The 18,242-nt window shown below is 71.3% G+C and carries 13 protein-coding genes; 9 read left to right on the top strand and 4 right to left on the bottom strand.

Annotated features, from left to right (window positions below; translation table 11 throughout):
* Positions 1-32: 32 nt before the first annotated feature.
* Together lon and ACFV4P_RS06320 are read right to left on the bottom strand one after the other, a co-directional pair.
* A complete protein-coding gene (lon, locus tag ACFV4P_RS06325; RefSeq protein ID WP_380467890.1) occupies positions 33-2,426 on the bottom strand; it encodes an endopeptidase La in 2,394 nt (797 codons plus the stop codon).
* 110 nt (positions 2,427-2,536) lie between these two features.
* Positions 2,537-3,223: a rhomboid-like protein gene (locus tag ACFV4P_RS06320; RefSeq protein WP_380467888.1), complete on the bottom strand. Its 687-nt coding sequence runs from the start codon at positions 3,221-3,223 to the stop codon at positions 2,537-2,539.
* 360 nt (positions 3,224-3,583) lie between these two features.
* Here ACFV4P_RS06320 and ACFV4P_RS06315 point away from each other — a divergent pair, with 360 nt between their 5' ends.
* The 6 genes from ACFV4P_RS06315 (at position 3,584) to ACFV4P_RS06290 (ending at position 12,000) form a co-directional block, all read left to right on the top strand.
* On the top strand, positions 3,584-4,318 hold the full coding sequence (locus ACFV4P_RS06315) for a response regulator transcription factor (RefSeq protein ID WP_014138042.1): 735 nt from the start codon (positions 3,584-3,586) through the stop codon (positions 4,316-4,318).
* A gap of 82 nt (positions 4,319-4,400) precedes the next feature.
* Positions 4,401-5,540 carry an ATP-binding protein gene (locus tag ACFV4P_RS06310; protein ID WP_380467886.1) on the top strand — a complete coding sequence of 380 codons (1,140 nt, stop codon included), beginning with the start codon at positions 4,401-4,403 and terminating at the stop codon, positions 5,538-5,540.
* 300 nt (positions 5,541-5,840) lie between these two features.
* Entirely contained in the window at positions 5,841-9,587 is a 3,747-nt protein-coding gene (locus ACFV4P_RS06305) for a multifunctional oxoglutarate decarboxylase/oxoglutarate dehydrogenase thiamine pyrophosphate-binding subunit/dihydrolipoyllysine-residue succinyltransferase subunit (protein WP_380467884.1), read from the top strand.
* Positions 9,588-9,714: 127 nt separating this feature from the next.
* Positions 9,715-9,897, top strand: coding sequence for a DUF6104 family protein (locus ACFV4P_RS06300; protein ID WP_073814331.1), 183 nt, complete (start codon positions 9,715-9,717; stop codon positions 9,895-9,897).
* Between the two features lie 212 nt (positions 9,898-10,109).
* Positions 10,110-11,003, top strand: a complete 894-nt coding sequence (locus tag ACFV4P_RS06295) for a DUF4097 family beta strand repeat-containing protein (RefSeq protein WP_073814335.1) — start codon at positions 10,110-10,112, stop codon at positions 11,001-11,003.
* A 1-nt stretch (position 11,004) separates the two neighbouring features.
* Complete coding sequence (locus ACFV4P_RS06290; protein ID WP_380467882.1) at positions 11,005-12,000, top strand: PadR family transcriptional regulator; 996 nt, start codon at positions 11,005-11,007, stop codon at positions 11,998-12,000.
* A 42-nt stretch (positions 12,001-12,042) separates the two neighbouring features.
* Here the strand turns inward: ACFV4P_RS06290 and ACFV4P_RS06285 are convergent, their stop codons facing one another.
* Positions 12,043-13,005 (bottom strand): zinc-binding dehydrogenase, encoded by a 963-nt coding sequence (locus ACFV4P_RS06285; protein ID WP_073814340.1) that lies wholly within the window; start codon positions 13,003-13,005, stop codon positions 12,043-12,045.
* A gap of 255 nt (positions 13,006-13,260) precedes the next feature.
* Complete coding sequence (locus ACFV4P_RS06280) at positions 13,261-14,454, bottom strand: NADP-dependent malic enzyme (protein WP_380467880.1); 1,194 nt, start codon at positions 14,452-14,454, stop codon at positions 13,261-13,263.
* 580 nt (positions 14,455-15,034) lie between these two features.
* On the opposite strand from ACFV4P_RS06280, the gene ACFV4P_RS06275 reads away from it, so the two are divergent.
* From ACFV4P_RS06275 to ACFV4P_RS06265, 3 genes are all read left to right on the top strand, one after another.
* The gene (locus ACFV4P_RS06275) at positions 15,035-15,964 is read left to right on the top strand and encodes an ABC transporter substrate-binding protein (RefSeq protein ID WP_380467878.1); all 930 of its coding nucleotides are present in this window, start codon (positions 15,035-15,037) and stop codon (positions 15,962-15,964) included.
* Between the two features lie 298 nt (positions 15,965-16,262).
* Complete coding sequence (locus ACFV4P_RS06270; RefSeq protein ID WP_380467876.1) at positions 16,263-17,207, top strand: ABC transporter substrate-binding protein; 945 nt, start codon at positions 16,263-16,265, stop codon at positions 17,205-17,207.
* 35 nt (positions 17,208-17,242) lie between these two features.
* Positions 17,243-18,205: an amino acid ABC transporter permease gene (locus tag ACFV4P_RS06265; protein WP_380467874.1), complete on the top strand. Its 963-nt coding sequence runs from the start codon at positions 17,243-17,245 to the stop codon at positions 18,203-18,205.
* The last annotated feature ends 37 nt before the right edge of the window (positions 18,206-18,242 follow it).

Here is an 18,242-nt window from a genome sequence, read left to right as displayed (position 1 = left end):
GGAGTGGACACTCCGCGGCCCTCCGGCCACCGTCAGGCGGCCGCGACCAGCACTTCCGCCGGTTCCAGCGCCAGCCGCAGCACCTCCCGGACGTCGGCCACGGCGTGCACCGTGAGCCGCTCCAGCACCTCCGCCGGGACGTCGTCCAGATCGGCCTCGTTGCGCTTCGGGATGATCACCGTGGTGACCCCGGCCCGGTCCGCGGCCAGCAGCTTCTGCTTGACCCCGCCGATCGGCAGCACCCGGCCGGTCAGCGACACCTCGCCGGTCATCGCCACGTCGGTGCGCACCTTGCGCCCCGACAGCAGCGAGGCCAGCGCCGTGGTCATCGTGATGCCCGCGCTCGGGCCGTCCTTCGGCACCGCGCCGGCCGGCACGTGCAGGTGGATGCCCCGCTCGCGCAGGCCCGTCACCGGCAGCTCCAGTTCGGCGCCGCGCGACCGCAGGTAGGAGAGCGCGATGTGCGCCGACTCCTTCATCACGTCGCCCAGCTGCCCGGTCAGCGTCAGCCCGGTCGCACCGGTCTCCGCGTCCGCCAGCGACGCCTCGATGTAGAGGACGTCACCGCCGGCCCCGGTCACCGCCAGTCCGGTCACCACACCCGGCACCGCGGTGCGCCGCTCGGCCGGCTCCTGCGCCGACTCCGGCACGTGGTGCGGCCGCCCCAGCAGCGCCCGCAGGTCGTCCGGGCCGATCGCGGCCGGCAGCTCGCGCTCGCCCAGCTCGGTCTGCGCCGCGATCTTGCGCAGGATCCGCGCGATCGCCCGCTCCAGGTTCCGGACGCCCGCCTCCCGGGTGTACTCGGCGGCGAGCCGGCGCAGCGTCTCGTCGTCCACCGTCAGCTCCGGCGTGCCCAGGCCCGCCTTGGCGAGCTGCCGCGGCAGCAGGTGGTCGCGGGCGATGGCGACCTTCTCGTCCTCGGTGTAGCCGTCCAGCCGGACCACGTCCATCCGGTCCAGCAGCGGTTCCGGGATCGCCTCCAGCACGTTGGCGGTGGCCAGGAACACCACGTCGGACAGGTCGAGCTCGACCTCCAAGTAGTGGTCCCGGAAGGTGTGGTTCTGCGCCGGGTCCAGCACCTCCAGCAGCGCCGCCGCCGGGTCGCCCCGGTAGTCCGAGCCGACCTTGTCGATCTCGTCCAGCAGCACCACCGGGTTCATCGTCCCGGCCTCCTTGATCGCCCGGACGATCCGCCCGGGGATCGACCCCACGTACGTCCGCCGGTGGCCGCGGATCTCCGCCTCGTCCCGCACGCCGCCGAGCGCCACCCGGACGAACGACCGGCCCATCGCCCGGGCCACCGATTCGGCCACCGAGGTCTTGCCGACGCCGGGCGGCCCGACCAGCGCCAGCACCGCACCTCCGCGCCGACCGCCGATCAGCCCGAGCCCCTGCTCGGACCGGCGCTTGCGCACCGCCAGGTACTCGACGATCCGGTCCTTCACGTCGACCAGCCCGGTGTGGTCGGCGTCCAGCACCGCCCGCGCGGCCGCGATGTCGTACGCGTCCTCGGAGCGCTCGTTCCACGGCAGCTCCAGCACCGTGTCCAGCCACGTCCGGATCCAGGAGCCCTCGGGCGACTGGTCACTGGACCGCTCCAGCTTGTCGACCTCCTTGAGCGCCGCCTCCCGCACCTTCTCCGGCAGCGACGCGGCCTCCACCCGGGCCCGGTAGTCGTCCTCCTCGGTGCCCGACTCGCCGTTCAGCTCGGCCAGCTCCTTGCGGACCGCCTCCAGCTGGCGTCGCAGCAGGAACTCCTTCTGCTGCTTGGCGACGCCCTCCTCGACGTCCTTGCGGATGGTGTCGCCGACCTCCTCCTCCGCGAGGTGGTCGCGCAGCAGGCCCAGCGCGTACTCCAGCCGGGCCGGACGGTCCGCCTCCAGCAGCACCTTCAGCTTCTGCTCGGCGGTGGCGAACGGCGCGTACCCGATGTTGTCCGCCAGCTCGCCGATGTCCTCGATCGCGGCCACCCGGTCGACGATCTGCCAGGCCCCGCGCTTGCGCAGCCACTTCGTGGACAGCGCCTTGTACTCCTTGACCAGCTCGGCCGCCCGACCCGCCACCGGCAGGCCCTGGTCCGACTCCTTGAACGGGGTGGTCTCCACCCACAGCGCCGCCCCCGGCCCCGTCGTCCCCTTGCCGATCCGTACCCGGCGCACGGCCCGCACCAGCGCGGCCGGATCGCCGTCCGCCAGCCGCCCCACCTGCTCGACCGTCGCCAGCGCTCCCACCGCCGCGTACGACCCGTCCAGCCGCGGCACCAGCAGCACCTGCGGCTTCCCCCCGCTGTTCCCCGCCCTGGCCGCCTCCACGGCGGCCCTCACCTCCGGATCCGAGAGCTCCAACGGAACCACCATGCCGGGGAGCACCACCTCGTCGTCGAGCGGCAGCACAGGCAGAGTGAGCGGAACGGACGTCGATGCCATGATCTCTCCCCAGTCAGTGAAGTTGAGTCGACCTGACTAAGGCTTGGGCGGCGCCGGTTGTTCCCCTCCGGGTGTTCACCCTGAGCGAAGAGGGTTCAGGGGGGCGCGAATCAGCCCTCCACGACCGTCGCAGCCTTCCAGGCCCGCGCCCGCCGGCGCCGCCGAGGACCCTTCCGCAGCCAGGGCCACATCGCGACGCCCAGCGCCAACGCCGCCGGATGCCCGACCGCCGTCACCAGGTCCGGCCCGCTCACGAACTGGTGCCCGATGAGCGCCAGCCCGGCCCCCAGCGCGACCACCCGCCCCACCGGCCGCAGCAGCCCGGCCAGTCCGCCCAGCGACGCGAGGACCCCGTAGCTGACGCCGATGTCCATCGCGTCCAGCACGTCCGCCCCGGTCGTGCCCCCCGCCACCGAGGCGACCACCACTCCCTGCGAGAGCAGCGTCGCGCCCACGTGCCCGGCCCCGAAGACGGCCAGCGCCCGCAGCCCGCCCACCCGGCGTTCCAGCGGCGCGACCGTGAACCCGAACGCCCAGAAGTAGGGCATCCACACCGATCCGGCGACCCACATCCCGCTGCCGATCAGCGAGAGCACCGGATGCGTCATCAGGTTGTGCGCGTCCGTGGAGGACACCGACTGGAGCCGCTCCACGGTGTCCGGGTCGCCGAAGCGCGCGTACAGCGTCGTGCCGAGCAGCACCGCGAGGTAACCCAGCGCGAAGGGGTTGGTCCGCGGCGTGGGAACGGCCCGCAGGCCGGGCCGGATCAGTCGTCGTCGCAGTTCCGCGCTGGTCATGGTGCCCTCCGAAGGCCTCCGTCGGGCCCACGATACGGGTGGCAGGTGAGAGGTGTCTGCGGAAGTCCTGTGAAGACCACTGTCCGTGCATATGCCGCTCGCACACGTACCGTTACAGGTCGCAAGTGCTGCGGGTAAGGTACAGGCCCGTGCCCGTCCGAACGGGGACCTGCCAAACACGAACGGTCCGCGGCCGGAATCGTCCGGTCCGCCCTCGCGGGCGGGGACGGCGTCCGTACGCTGCCAGGAGCAGCACCGACGGGCGGGGCACAGCCCACGACGGAACAAGACGACTACAGAAGCGGAGCCCGCCGTCCCCACAGGCGGCCGGCCCGCAGCCCTGGGGGCGGTGGCGTGACCGTGACAGAGATCCAGCAAGAGACGATCAGCAGTGGCCCGGTGGGCACCCAGCGACGGGTGCTCGTCGTGGAGGACGAGCCGACCATCGCGGAGTCGATCGCGGCCCGGCTGGGGGCCGAGGGCTTCAAGGTGGCGGTGGCCCACGACGGGCCGGGCGCGGTGGACGGGTTCCACACCTGGCAGCCCGACCTGGTGGTGCTCGACATCATGCTGCCGGGCTTCGACGGCCTTGAGGTGTGCCGCCGGATCCAGGCCCAGCGCCCGGTGCCGGTGCTGATGCTGACCGCACGGGACGACGAGACGGACCTGCTGGTCGGCCTGGGCGTCGGCGCGGACGACTACATGACCAAGCCGTTCTCGATGCGCGAGCTGGCCGCCCGGGTGAACGTGCTGCTGCGCCGGGTGGAGCGCGCCCAGCAGGCGGCCCGCACGCCGGCCCTGGGCAGCCTGCGCTTCGGCGAACTGGAGATCGACCACGTGCAGCGCCGGGTCCGGCTGGGCTCGGGCGACGTGCACCTGACGCCGACCGAGTTCGACCTGCTGGCCTGCCTGGCCGCCCAGCCGCGCGCGGTGCTGACCCGCGAACAGCTGCTGGCCGAGGTGTGGGACTGGACCGACGCGTCCGGCACCCGCACGGTCGACAGCCACGTGAAGGCGCTGCGCCGGAAGATCGGTGCGAGCTGGATCCGCACGGTGCACGGCGTGGGGTACGCGCTGGAGGCTCCGCTGTCCTGATCGGGCGCCGCCGGTCCGGGCCTCCGGGGGGCCCGCGCGGCGGCCCGGTCGTGCACGGGGGACGACGAGTCCGAGGGACACCATGACCTTTCCGCAGCAACGCAACGGGGAAGCCGAGCCGACCCCGCGGCCCCCGCTCGCGGTGCGCGCCGCGCGCCGGGTGTGGGCCGACATCCGCCCGTTCGACCCGGTGCGCTCGGTGAAGGGCAAGCTGGCGATGCTGGTGGTCGTCTCGGTGGTGCTCGCCACCGGCATGGTGGTGGTGGCGATCCGGTCGGAGACCCAGATCCGGATCATCATGATCTTCTCGCTGATCGCCTCGCTGCTGTTCATGCAGTTCCTGGCGAACGGCCTGACCGCGCCGCTCAGGGACATGACGGCGGCGGCCCGGTCGATGGCCGAGGGCGACTACAGCGCCCGGGTGCACGTCTCCTCGCGGGACGAGATCGGCGAGCTGGCCGACACCTTCAACCGGATGGCGGGCGACCTGGAGGCCGCCGACCGGCACCGCCGCGAGCTGATCGCCAACGTCTCGCACGAGCTGCGCACGCCGATCGCGGCGCTGCGCGGCCTGCTGGAGAACGTGGTCGACGGCGTGGTGAAGCCGGACCCGAAGAACCTGGGCACCGCGCTGGAGCAGACCGAACGCCTGGGCCGGCTGGTCACCCACCTGCTGGACCTGTCGAAGCTGGACGACGGCGTGGTCCCGCTGGACTCCCGCCCGTTCCGGGTACGGGAGTTCCTGGACGGCGTGCTGCGGGGCGTGACGGTGGACGGCGCGACGGCGGGCGGCGCGTACGCCCGGCGCGAGGACGTGCGACTGGCGCTCGACGTGCAGCCGTCCGACCTCTCGGCGGTGGCGGACGCGGAGCGGCTGCACCAGGTGGTGGCCAACCTGGTGGACAACGCCTGCAAGCACTCGCCGGCCGGCGGCACCGTGACGGTGCGGGCCCGGGCGGCGGAGGGCGGCGGGCTGCTGCTGGAGGTGGACGACCAGGGTCCGGGCATTCCGGTCGCCGACCGGGAGCGGGTGTTCGAGCGGTTCGGCCGCAGCGGTTCGCCGACCGCGCTCGGCCCGGGCAGCGACGGCGGCACCGGCCTCGGGCTGGCGATCGCCCGCTGGGCGGTGGATCTGCACGGCGGCCGGATCCGGGTCGCGGAGGCCGGCGAGGGCTGCCGGATCGAGGTCACCCTGCCGGGCGGGAAGAGCGTCGCCGCCTAGTTTGTGGCGGAACCGGTACAAATCCCGGGTTCGGGGCCGATCGGTCCCGAACCCGGGCCGTCCCGCACCGCCCCTGACCACCTGTTCGTCCGATTTTCACTCGGTTTGGCAGCGATCGACCGGACCGGCAGTTCCCTGCTTTCCGGCATCTCTAACGCACAGTTCCGGCCAAAATCCGGTCCGACGATGTGATCTGGGCGACGCCTGCCCACCGGGGACTGCGCGATCACTGGTCGGAGGCGTAGCCTTAATCCCCGCTGTCCACCATCCCAAAAGGAAGCGGAAGAGGGCGGTTGCCCCGTGTCGCCACACCAAGAAACCCCCAGCTCGGCAAGCTCCACTGGCTTCGGCCCCAATGAGTGGCTCGTCGACGAGATCTACCAGCAGTACCTCCAGGACCCGGCCTCGGTCGATCGCGCCTGGTGGGACTTTTTCGCCGACTACAAGCCCGGTACCGAGGTGACTCCAGTGACCCAGGCCGCAACTCCGGTCGGCGCCCAGCCGACCCCCGTTGCCGCTCCCGTTGCCGCTGCTCCGGCTGCGACGCAGGCTCCGGCCCCGGCCGCAGCCGCTCCGGCCGCCGCCGCCCCGGCGCCCGCGCAGCCGCTGGCCGCCGCTCCCGCCGCCCCGCCCGCGCCGAAGGCCGCCGCTCCGGCCGCCCCGGCGAAGGCGCCCGCGGAGGGCCCGCAGCTGGTGCAGTTGCGCGGCCCGTCCAAGGCCGTGGCGTCGAACATGGATGCTTCGCTGGAGGTTCCGACCGCCACCTCGGTGCGCGCGGTGCCCGCCAAGCTGCTGATCGACAACCGCATCGTCATCAACAACCACCTGCAGCGCGCCCGCGGTGGCAAGGTGTCCTTCACCCACCTGATCGGCTACGCGCTGGTTCAGGCCGTGAAGGCCAACCCGGGCATGAACTACAGCTACAAGGTGGAGGACGGCAAGTCCTACCTGGTGAAGCCCGAGCACGTGAACCTGGGCCTCGCCATCGACCTGGTCAAGCCGAACGGCGACCGCCAGCTGGTCGTCGCGGCCATCAAGAAGGCCGAGACGCTCGACTTCTTCGGCTTCTGGCAGGCCTACGAGGACATCGTCCGCCGGGCCCGCGCCAACAAGCTGACCATGGACGACTTCACCGGCGTCACGGTCTCGCTGACCAACCCGGGCGGCATCGGCACCGTGCACTCCGTGCCGCGTCTGATGCAGAACCAGGGCACCATCGTCGGCGTCGGCGCGATGGAGTACCCGGCCGAGTTCCAGGGCTCCTCCCCGGAGACCTTGGCCCGCCTGGGCGTCTCCAAGATCATGACGCTCACCTCGACCTACGACCACCGGGTCATCCAGGGCGCGGCCTCGGGCGAGTTCCTGCGCTCGATCCACCAGCTGCTGCTGGGCGCGAACAACTTCTACGACGAGGTGTTCGAGTCCCTGCGGATCCCGTACGAGCCGGTGCGCTGGGCCACCGATGTGGCCACCACGCACGACGACGAGGTCAACAAGACCGCGCGCGTCATGGAGCTCATCCACTCCTACCGGGTCCGCGGCCACCTGATGGCCGACACCGACCCGCTGGAGTACATGCAGCGCAAGCACCCCGACCTGGACGTCACCACGCACGGCCTCACCCTGTGGGACCTGGAGCGCGAGTTCGCGGTCGGCGGCTTCGGCGGCCAGAAGATGATGAAGCTCCGCGACATCCTCGGCCTGCTGCGCAACACGTACTGCCGCACCGTCGGCATCGAGTACATGCACATCCAGGACCCGGCCCAGCGCAGCTGGCTGCAGGAGCGCCTGGAGAAGCCGTACACCAAGCCGGAGCGCGAGGAGCAGCTGCGCGTCCTGCGCCGGCTGAACTCGGCCGAGGCGTTCGAGACCTTCCTGCAGACCAAGTACGTCGGGCAGAAGCGTTTCTCGCTGGAGGGCGGCGAGTCGCTCATCCCGCTGCTGGACGCCACCATCGACGCCGCCGCCGAGCACCGCCTCGACGAGGCCGTCATCGGCATGGCGCACCGCGGCCGCCTGAACGTGCTGGCGAACATCGTCGGCAAGCCGTTCGGCAAGATCTTCGGCGAGTTCGAGGGCAACCTCGACCCGAAGTCGATGCACGGCTCCGGCGACGTGAAGTACCACCTGGGCTCCGAGGGCACCTTCACCGGCCTGGACGGCGAGACCATCAAGGTGTCGCTGGCCGCGAACCCGTCCCACCTGGAGACGGTCGACCCGGTCGTCGAGGGCATCGCCCGCGCCAAGCAGGACATCCTGGACTTCGGCGGCACGACCTTCCCGGTGCTGCCGATCCAGATCCACGGCGACGCGGCCTTCGCGGGCCAGGGCGTGGTCGCGGAGACCCTGAACATGTCGCAGCTGCGCGGCTACCGCACCGGCGGCACCGTGCACATCGTGGTCAACAACCAGGTCGGCTTCACCGCCGCCCCGACCTCCTCGCGCTCGTCGATGTACTGCACCGACGTCGCCCGGATGATCGAGGCGCCGATCTTCCACGTGAACGGCGACGACCCGGAGGCCGTGGTCCGCGTCGCGCGGCTGGCCTTCGAGTTCCGCCAGGCGTTCCACAAGGACGTCGTCATCGACCTCATCTGCTACCGCCGCCGCGGTCACAACGAGGCCGACAACCCGTCGTTCACCCAGCCGCTGATGTACGACCTGATCGACAAGAAGCGTTCGGTGCGCAAGCTGTACACCGAGGCGCTGATCGGTCGCGGCGACATCACCATGGAAGAGGCGGAGCAGGCGCTCCAGGACTTCCAGGGTCAGTTGGAGAAGGTGTTCGCGGAGGTCCGCGAGGCCACCACCGCCCCGGCGCCGGCCGAGATCGGCCGTCCGGTCTCGGACTTCCCGGTGGCCATCCAGACCGGCATCTCCGCCGAGATGGTCAAGCGGATCGCCGCCTCGCAGGTCAACCTGCCGGACTGGCTGACCGTGCACCCGCGTCTGCTGCCGCAGCTTCAGCGCCGTGCCGCCTCGATCGAGGACAACACCATCGACTGGGCCACCGGCGAGGCGCTCGCCATCGGCTCGCTGCTGATGGAGGGCCACCCGGTCCGGCTGGCCGGCCAGGACTCCCGCCGCGGCACCTTCGGTCAACGCCACGCGGTGCTGATCGACCGGAACACCGGCGAGGACTACACCCCGCTGATGTACCTGACCGAGGACCAGGCCCGCTTCACCGTCTACGACTCGCTGCTCAGCGAGTACGCGGCGATGGGCTTCGAGTACGGCTACTCGCTGACCCGCCCGAACGCGCTGGTCATGTGGGAGGCGCAGTTCGGCGACTTCGTCAACGGCGCGCAGACCATGGTCGACGAGTACATCGCGTCGGCCGAGCAGAAGTGGGGCCAGCACTCCGGCGTCACCCTGCTGCTGCCGCACGGCATGGAGGGCCAGGGCCCGGACCACTCGTCCGCCCGCCCGGAGCGCTTCCTGCAGCTGTGCGCGCAGGACAACATGACGGTCGCGATGCCGACCTCGCCGTCGAACTACTTCCACCTGCTGCGCTGGCAGGCGCACAACCCGCACCACAAGCCGCTGGTCGTCTTCACCCCGAAGTCGATGCTGCGTCTGAAGGCTGCGGCGTCCTCGGCGTCCGAGTTCATGAGCGGCTCGTTCCGCCCGGTGATCGGCGACAGCACGGTGGACCCGGCGCAGGTGCGCAAGGTGGTCATCACCTCCGGCAAGTTCTACTACGACCTGGAGGCGGCCCGGACCGCGCGCGGCGTCACCGACACCGCGATCGTCCGTGTCGAGCGCCTGTACCCGCTGCCGATCGCGGAGCTCCAGGAGGAGCTGGCCCGGTACGGCGAGGACGTCCAGTTCGTCTGGGCGCAGGAGGAGCCCGCCAACCAGGGTGCCTGGCCGTTCATCGCGATGAACCTGGTCGACCACCTGCAGGTCGTCGTCGGCCGCTCCGCCAACAGCGGCGCCCGTCTGCGCCGCGTCGCCCGCACGGCCTCCTCGGCCCCCGCGGTCGGCTCGGCCAAGCGGCACGCCGCCGAGCAGGAGGCCCTGGTCAACGAGGTGTTCGCGCTCTGACGCGCTGACGCCCGCCCGGCCCTGTCGGCCCCCGTCCCCGGTCTCCGAGGGCGGGGGCCGCGTCGTTTCCGGGCGACGCACTATTCTGGGCGGCGGCGTAGCAGAACCATCACCGGAGCGAGCAACCGTGTACTTCACCGACCGCGGCATCGAGGAGCTGGAGAGCCGGCGAGGCGAGGAGGAGGTCACCTTCGAGTGGCTGGCCGAACGCCTGCGGGAGTTCGTGGACCTGAACCCGGACTTCGAGGTGCCGGTCGAGCGGCTGGCCACCTGGCTGGCCCGGCTGGACGACGAGGACGACGAGGACTGACCCGCAGTCCCGACAGCACGGCCCGGTAGGCGTTTTCGCCCACCGGGCCGTCGGCTTTCCCGGGGTCGTTCCTCGGGGTGGGGTCGGGGTCGGCCGGGGTGCGCTCCGGGTCCGGATCGGGGTCGGATCTCCTTGACTTCCGCCCGACGCGATATATCGTAAATACCAACAACAACGCGATACATCGCGTGTGGGAGGACGGGGAGCCGGACATGTTCCAGCGGACGGTAGACAGCACCGAGACCATCACCTTCGACGAGGCCGTGCACATCCTGCACGTCCGGGCCGTCGACGGCACCGTGAACGTGGTCCCCACCGAGGGGCCGGCGCGCCTCGAAGTGGCGGCCCTGGAGGGCGAACCGCTGGAGGTCACCCTGCTCGACGGCGTGCTCACCGTCAGCTACAAGGACCTCAGCTGGGCCGAGTTCGGCGAGGCCGCGAAGTCCGTGCAGACCGTCAAGTCGTACTTCTCCGGCCTGCGCCGCAAGCGCCGGGTCGAGGTCACGGTGGCCGTTCCGGCCGCCGCCGCGGTCAAGGTCGGCACGGTCTCCGCGCACGCCACCGTCTCCGGCATCGCCGGCGAGGTCGGCGTGCACGGCGCCAGCGGCGACACCACGCTGGCCGGGCTGACCGGCCTGGTCTCCGCCAACACCGTCTCGGGCGACGTGGACGCCGAGGGCCTGTCCGGCGAGCTGAAGGTCAACACGGTCTCCGGCGCGGTCACCCTGGTGGCCGGCAGCGCCACCCGGATCCGCGCCCACTCGGTGTCCGGCGCGGTCACCCTCGACCTGGACGCCGCCACCCCCACCGACATCGGCGTGACCACCGTCTCCGGCGCGGTCGGCGTCCGACTGCCCTCGTTCGCCGACGCCAAGGTCCAGGCCGGCACCACCAGCGGCACCCTCTCCAGCGCCTTCGCCGAGCTCCAGGTCGGCGGCGGCTGGGGCTCCAAGAAGCTCTCCGGCCAGCTCGGCTCGGGCGCCGGCCGCCTCCAGGTGACCACCGTCACCGGTGCGGTCACCGTCCAGCGCCGTCCCGACGCCGAGGAGGACCGGCCGGCCAAGGAACTGCCCGCCGGCCCGCTCGACCTGACCAAGGAGGTCTGAGATGACCCCGGTGTTCGGCCACGGCCGGCTCCGTCTGTACCTGTTGAAGCTGCTCGACGAGAGCCCCCGCCACGGGTACGAGGTGATCCGCCTGCTGGAGGAGCGCTTCCACGGCCTGTACGCGCCCTCCGCGGGCACCGTCTACCCCCGGCTCGCCAAGCTGGAGGCCGAGGGCCTGGTCAGCCACACCACCGAGGGCGGCCGCAAGGTCTACCGGCTGACCGACGCCGGGCGCGCCGAACTCGCCTCCCGGCAGGCCGAACTGACGGCCCTGGAGGTGGAGATCCACGACTCGGTGGGCCAGCTCGCCGGCGCCATCCGGCAGGACGTCCGGGACAGCGCCAAGGACCTGCGCGCCGAGCTGTGGCAGCAGGCCGAGCAGACCCCGGCCGCCGGCGGCGACCCGTTCGCCACTCCCTGGCAGAGCAAGGAGTCCTGGCAGCGCGCCAAGGACGAGTTCTCCCGCCTCAAGGCCGAGGCCAAGGAGCAGGCCCGCCGCGCCAAGGAGCAGGAGAAGGCGGCCCGGCAACAGGCCAAGGCCGCCGAGGCCGAGGCCAAGCGGCTGCGCGAGCAGTCCAAGGCCGCCCGCACCGCCGCCCAGCAGGAGGCGCTGCGACTCAAGCGCCGGATCGAGGAGCAGGTCCGCGAGCACACCTCGCACGGCGACTGGTCCACCGGCCTCGCCGAGGGCCTGGCCGAACTGACCCGCGGCCTCGGCTCGCTGGCCGACGCCGCCCGCTGGGGCTCCACCGACACCCCGGCCGCCGAGGAACCCGTCCGGATCGACCTCGACAAGGACGCCGCCCCCGGCGACCTGCCGGACTGGGCCCGCACCGATCCGTCCGGCGACCCGGCCCGCGAACTGGAACGCCTGCTCGACCGCTTCCGCGACCACGTCCGGGACACCGCCCGTGACCGCGGCGTCAACGCCGCCGACCTGGCCCGCGCCCAGCAGGCCCTGGCCGCCGCCGCCCGCGCCCTGCACGGGCGCCGCTGAGACCCGGAGGGCCCCTGACTGGACGGACAGGGGCCCTCCGACTCAGGGCGTCAGCACCAGCTTGCCGAACACCTGCCCCCGCTCCAGCTGCTCGAACGCCGACCGGGCCTCCGCCAGCGGCCGCACCGAGTCGATCACCGGGCGCACCCCGGAGTTCGCGCACAGCGCCAGCAGGCCGGCCAGCTCCTCCTTCGAGCCCATGGTCGAACCGACCACCTTCAGCTCCAGGAAGAAGATCCGGTTCAGCTCGGCGGCCTTCGGGCTCGGCCCGCTGGTCGCCCCCGAGATCACGATCGTGCCGCCCGGACGCAGCGACTTCACCGAGTGCGACCACGTCGCCGCACCCACCGTCTCCATCACCGCGTCCACCCGCTCCGGCAGCCGGGCCCCGCTCTCGAACGCGGCGTCCGCGCCCAGCTCCACCGCCCGGGCCCGCTTGGCCTCGTCCCGGCCGGTCACCCACACCCGCAGGCCCGCCGCCTTCCCCAGCACCACCAGCGCCGTCGACACCCCGCCACCGGCGCCCTGCACCAGCACCGTGTCGCCCGGCTTCACGCCCGCGTTGGTGAACAGCATCCGGTACGCCGTCAGCCACGCGGTCGGCAGGCACGCCGCCTGCTCGAAGCTCAGCTCCTTCGGCTTCGGCAGCAGGTTCCACGTCGGCACCGCGACGCGCTGCGCGAACGTCCCCTGGTACCGCTCGGTGAGGATCGACCGCGGCTCGTCCGGTCCCACCCCGTGGCCGCTCTGCCCGACCACCGAGTGGATCACCACCTCGTTGCCGTCCTCGTCGACGCCCGCGGCGTCACACCCCAGGACCATCGGCAACCGCCCCTCCGGCAGCCCCACTCCCCGCAACGACCACAGATCATGGTGGTTCAACGTGGCGGCCTTCACCGTCACCACACTCCACCCCGGCCGCACCGCGGGCTCGGGCACCTCGCCCAACTCCAGCGCGCTCAACGGATCGTCAGGACTGATACGGGCGGCATAGGCAGCAAACATGCCCGGACCATAGCCCTGCGGCCGCCCGGCTGTTAACCACGACTCACTGTGAGACGACGCATATTGCGCACGCAGGCGGGCGCGAACCTGCGCGGACGCGAAGAGCACAACCGGGGAGAGCACAACCAGGGACGCGGGGAACTGCGCGAAGCGGAAGGCCCCCAACCGCAAGGTCGCGACGCGGGCAATGACTTGCCGTTGATCGCGACCTTACGGACAGGTCGGCGCTTGTCGCGCAGCTCCCCGCCTGCTGTCCTACAGCCGCGCGAGCCCCTCCGCCTTCGCCGCCGCCGCGACGGCCCGCGTGACCGCCGGGGCGACCCTCTCGTCGAAGGGGGACGGGATGACCTTCTGCGCGGTCAGCTCGTCCGCGACGACGCCCGCCAGGGCCTTCGCGGCGGCGAGCTTCATGCCCTCCGAGATCCGGCTCGCCCGGACCGACAGCGCGCCCGCGAAGATGCCGGGGAAGGCCAGCACGTTGTTGATCTGGTTCGGGAAGTCGGAGCGCCCGGTGGCGACGACGGCCGCGTAGCGGTGGGCGACCTCGGGGTGGATCTCCGGGGTGGGGTTGGCCATCGCGAAGATGAAGCAGCCGGGCGCCATGGTGGCGACGGCCTCCTCGGGGACAGTGCCGCCGGAGACGCCGATGAAGACGTCCGCGCCGTTCAGGGCGTCCGCGAGGCTGCCCTTCTGCCCGGTCCGGTTGGTGAGCGCGGCGATCTCCGCCTTGACGTCGGTGAGGTCGCCGCGGCCCTCGTGCACCACGCCGCGGCGGTCGCAGACGGCGACGTCGCCGATGCCGGCGGCGACCAGCATCTTGGCGATGGCGATGCCGGCCGCGCCGGCGCCGGAGATGACGGCGCGGAGGTCGCCGATCTCGCGGCCGGTCACCTTGGCGGCGTTCCAGAGCGCGGCGGTGGTGACGATCGCGGTGCCGTGCTGGTCGTCGTGGAAGACGGGGATGTCGAGGCGCTCCTGGAGCTGCTTCTCGATCTCGAAGCAGCGCGGGGCGGCGATGTCCTCCAGGTTGACGCCGCCGAAGGACGGGGCCATCCGGACCACGGTCTCGACGATCTCGTCGACCTCGGTGCAGGCCAGCGCGATCGGCACCGCGTCCACGCCGCCGAACTGCTTGAACAGGATGGCCTTGCCCTCCATGACGGGCAGCGAGGCTTCGGGGCCGATGTCGCCGAGGCCGAGCACCGCGGTGCCGTCGGTGACGACGGCGACGGTGTTGGCCTTCCAGGTGTAGTCGTTGACCAGCGCGGGCTGTTCGGCGATGGCGGTGCAGACCCGGGCCACGCCGGGGGTGTACGCGAGGGACAGGTCGTCCGCGTCGCGCACGGGGACGGTCGCCCGGATCTCCATCTTGCCGCCGCGGTGCAGCGCGAAGACGGCGTCGACCGGGTCGTCCGTGCTCTGGGTGTCGGTGATGATCTCCGCTGCCACAATGACCTCTTCGTCATATCGGCGAAGGCGCTTCCGACGGACTTCGACCCGTTCGCGCGCCGGTGCGCGAAGGACGGGCACGCCGTGGTCGGCGTACCCGTGGCCGGGTCGGGGCGCTGCCGTCGGGCGGGCGCCCTCGAATGAGGGTTTAGGTGTTCTGCGCTGTTTCGTCGGGACGCCGGCATCGCACCTTGCGCCGGGTCCGTCTTGTTCCGCGTGGCCCCCGAAGCGAGGGGTCCGCAGGCACTCGCAGGAGTGAACGCAGACACGTGTGGGAGCTGGTGCCTCGGATACGGAGCCGGTGACGGCTTCCGTTCCTGCGCACCTCCGGCCCTGTGGCGAACCGGCGGTCTGAGTTCTGCGTCGGGGGTCACCCGTTACCAGATTCTGACACACCCGCCACCGGGGTCGTCCGGGAGGGATGGCAGTATCCGGAGTTCGACCACCGTTGTCCGGACGTTCCCCCGCCTTTTCGGCGCTGTCCGGCATCTCCCGCCGCCGTCGTGCGGTCGCGCACACCCTGGTGCGCCCGTGCCCGGCGGAGGAGGACCGCACCGCCTCTCCCACAGGAGCACGTGTCATGTCGTTCGCCTCCCTCTCCTCCGGTTCCGCTGCAAGACAGCGCCTCGGCATCGCTGCGGCGGCCGGTTCCCTTCTGCTGACCGCGTGCGGCAGCTCTTCCTCGGGCGGCCCGGCCGTCCCCGACCTGCACGGGCAGCTGCCCGAGCAGGTGCGCAGCACGGGGGTGCTGCGGATCGGCACGGACCTGGGGTACGCCCCGATCGGGTTCAAGAACGCCGCGGGCAAGCCGGACGGCCTGGACGTGGACCTGGCGAACGCGCTGGGCGGGGCGCTGGGGGTGCGGGTGGAGTTCTCCCAAGTGCCGTTCGACAAGCTGTTCATGGGGCTGCAGGCCCGCCAGTTCGACGTGGTGATGGCCGGCGTGACGGACAACCTGCAGCGCCGGGACGGCACCGACGCCAAGGGCATGAAGATGAACTCCGGCGTCGACTTCGTGGACTACTTCATCACCGGCACCTCGATCGTGGTGGCCAAGGGCAACCCGCAGAAGATCACCGCGCTGGACGACCTGTGCGGGCGGACGGTGGCGCTGCAGCGCGGCACCGTGCAGGCGACGCTGGCGGAGCGTCAGGCGGGGGTGTGCGAGAAGTCCTCGCGCAAGAAGCTGACGGTGCAGGAGACCGACACCGAGGACCAGGCGTTGGCGCTGGTGGCGCAGGGCAAGGCGGCCGCGGACCTGAGTGACACGCCCGCCGCGGCGTACGCGGCGCAGCAGGGGCGCGGTGGGGCGCAGTTCCAGGTGACGGGCGAGCAGATGCAGGCGGGGCCGTACGGCATCGTGCTGTCCAAGGAGGACACGGTGCTGCGGGACACCCTGGTGAAGGCGCTCGACCGGGTGATCCGCAGCGGCGAGTACGACAAGATCCTTTCGAAGTGGGGCCTGTCCGCAGGTGCGGCGCAGAACGCGGTGGTGAACGGCGGCTTCTGACCGGGCCGCGTGGGGACGGGCCCGGACCGGTGGCGGTTCCGGGCCCCGACACGCCAGGGGTGCATACTTATGCGCAATGTGACATGGCTAGGATAATGGTCCGAATAGCGGACACATGGTGGTCCTGTTATCCGATTTTGATCTGATCCGAGGTCCGATCGGCCGTGCACGGTGGCAGGATTCCCCACACATCGGATCCACCTGTCACCTCGGCGGAGGGTGGCGAGAGCACCGACCCCGCTGTACCGCACCGCTCCCCCCGCGGCGCAGACCCGACCCCCAGGAGGAGATCCCCCTCATGACCGCTCGCACCCAGCGCACCCGGCTCATCGCCGCTGCCGCCGTCCTCGCCACCGGCTCCCTGCTCCTCACCGCGTGCGGCAGCAACACCGCCTCGTCCGGCTCGGCCGGCGCCGCGGGTCCCGCGGCCATACCGACCCAGGCCATCCCGGCCGCGTCCGCCGACCCCGCGCTGGCCGCCCTGCTCCCGGCCGACGTCAAGTCCTCCGGCAAGCTCGTGGTCGCCGCCGACGCGTCGTACGCGCCCAACGAGTTCAAGGACGAGAGCGGCAAGATCGTCGGCATGGACATCGACCTCGCGGTCGCCATCGCCCAGAAGCTCGGCCTGACCGCGGACGTCCAGAACGCCGACTTCACCTCGATCATCCCGGGCATCACGTCGAACAAGTACCAGCTCGGCATGAGCTCCTTCACCGACACGAAGGAGCGGGAGGCGACCGTCGACATGATCACCTACTTCACCGCGGGCTCCGCCGCCGCCGTGAAGAAGGGCAACCCGGCCAAGATCGACCCCAAGGACCTGTGCGGCAAGAAGGTCGCGGTGCAGACCGGCACCACCCAGGCCGACGAGATCAAGGACGTCCGCAACCCGGACTGCGTCAAGGCCGGCAAGCCGACCATCCCGAACGACGGCGACAAGTTCACCCTCCAGACGGACGTCACCCAGTCCCTGATGGCCGGCCGCGAGCAGGTGATGCTCGCCGACTCCCCGGTCATCGACTACGCGCTGAAGCAGACCGGCGGCCAGCTGGAGAAGCTCGGCGACACCTACGACTCCGCCCCCTACGGCGCGATCGTCAACAAGGGCAGCGAGCTGACCAAGGCCGTCCAGGGCGCGATCACCGCGCTGATCGCCGACGGCACCTACAAGACGATCCTCGACAAGTGGGGCGTCTCCGCGGGCGCCGTCACCACCTCCGAGATCAACGCCGCCAAGAGCTGACCCCCTGCCGCCCGAGCCCCTGCCGAGGTAATCACGTGAACAAGACCGACCAGGGGTCGGTGACATCGGGACGGCCTGAGGCCATCAAGGCCGTCCCGGTCCGCCACCCCGGACGCTGGGCCGGAGTGGCGGTCATCGCCGTCCTCGCGGCGATGCTGTTGCACACCCTCATCTACAACCCCGCCTTCATGTGGGACGTGGTCTGGCAGACCATGCAGGACCGGACCGTGCTGCACGGCATCTGGGTGACCATCGAGCTGACCGTGCTGTCGATGGTGATCGGCGTGGTCGGCGGCGTGCTGCTGGCCGTCATGCGGCTGTCCGGCAACGCGGTGCTGTCCGGCACCGCCTGGTTCTACATCTGGATCTTCCGCGGCACCCCGCTGCTGGTGCAGCTGGTGTTCTGGAACAACATCGGCTACCTGTGGCCGAAGCTGTCGATCGGCATCCCGTTCGGCCCGTCCTTCTTCTCCGAGGACGCCAACACCCTCGTCCCGGTGTTCACGGCCGCGCTGCTCGGCCTCGCGCTGAACGAGGCCGCGTACATGGCGGAGATCGTCCGGGCCGGCATCCAGTCGGTGGACGAGGGCCAGACCGAGGCCGCCCACGCGCTCGGCATGTCGAAGGCCGCCACCATGCGCCGGATCGTGCTGCCGCAGGCGATGCGAGTGATCATCCCGCCGACCGGCAACGAGACCATCTCTATGCTGAAGAACACCTCGCTGGTCCAGGTGATCGCGCTGGTCGAGCTGTTCACCGCCGGCCACGACATCTACGCCCGCACCTTCCAGACCGTGCCGGTGCTGATCGCGGTCTCCATCTACTACCTGCTGATGACCTCGGTCATGACGGTCGGCCAGTACTACATCGAGCGGCACTACGCCCGTGGCGCCAACCGGACGCTGCCACCCACCCCGATCCAGCGGTTGCGGGCCCTGCTCGGCGGCTCCTCCGCCCGCAAGCCCGCCGCGGTGACGGACGAAGGGAGCCAGGCATGACCGACCTGACCAAGGCGCCGATGGCGGTCGACGACCG

Source organism: Kitasatospora sp. NPDC059795, assembly GCF_042732175.1.
In the GTDB taxonomy this organism is placed as follows: Bacteria; Actinomycetota; Actinomycetes; order Streptomycetales; family Streptomycetaceae; genus Kitasatospora.
This window is presented reverse-complemented; position numbering and strand designations above follow the sequence as displayed.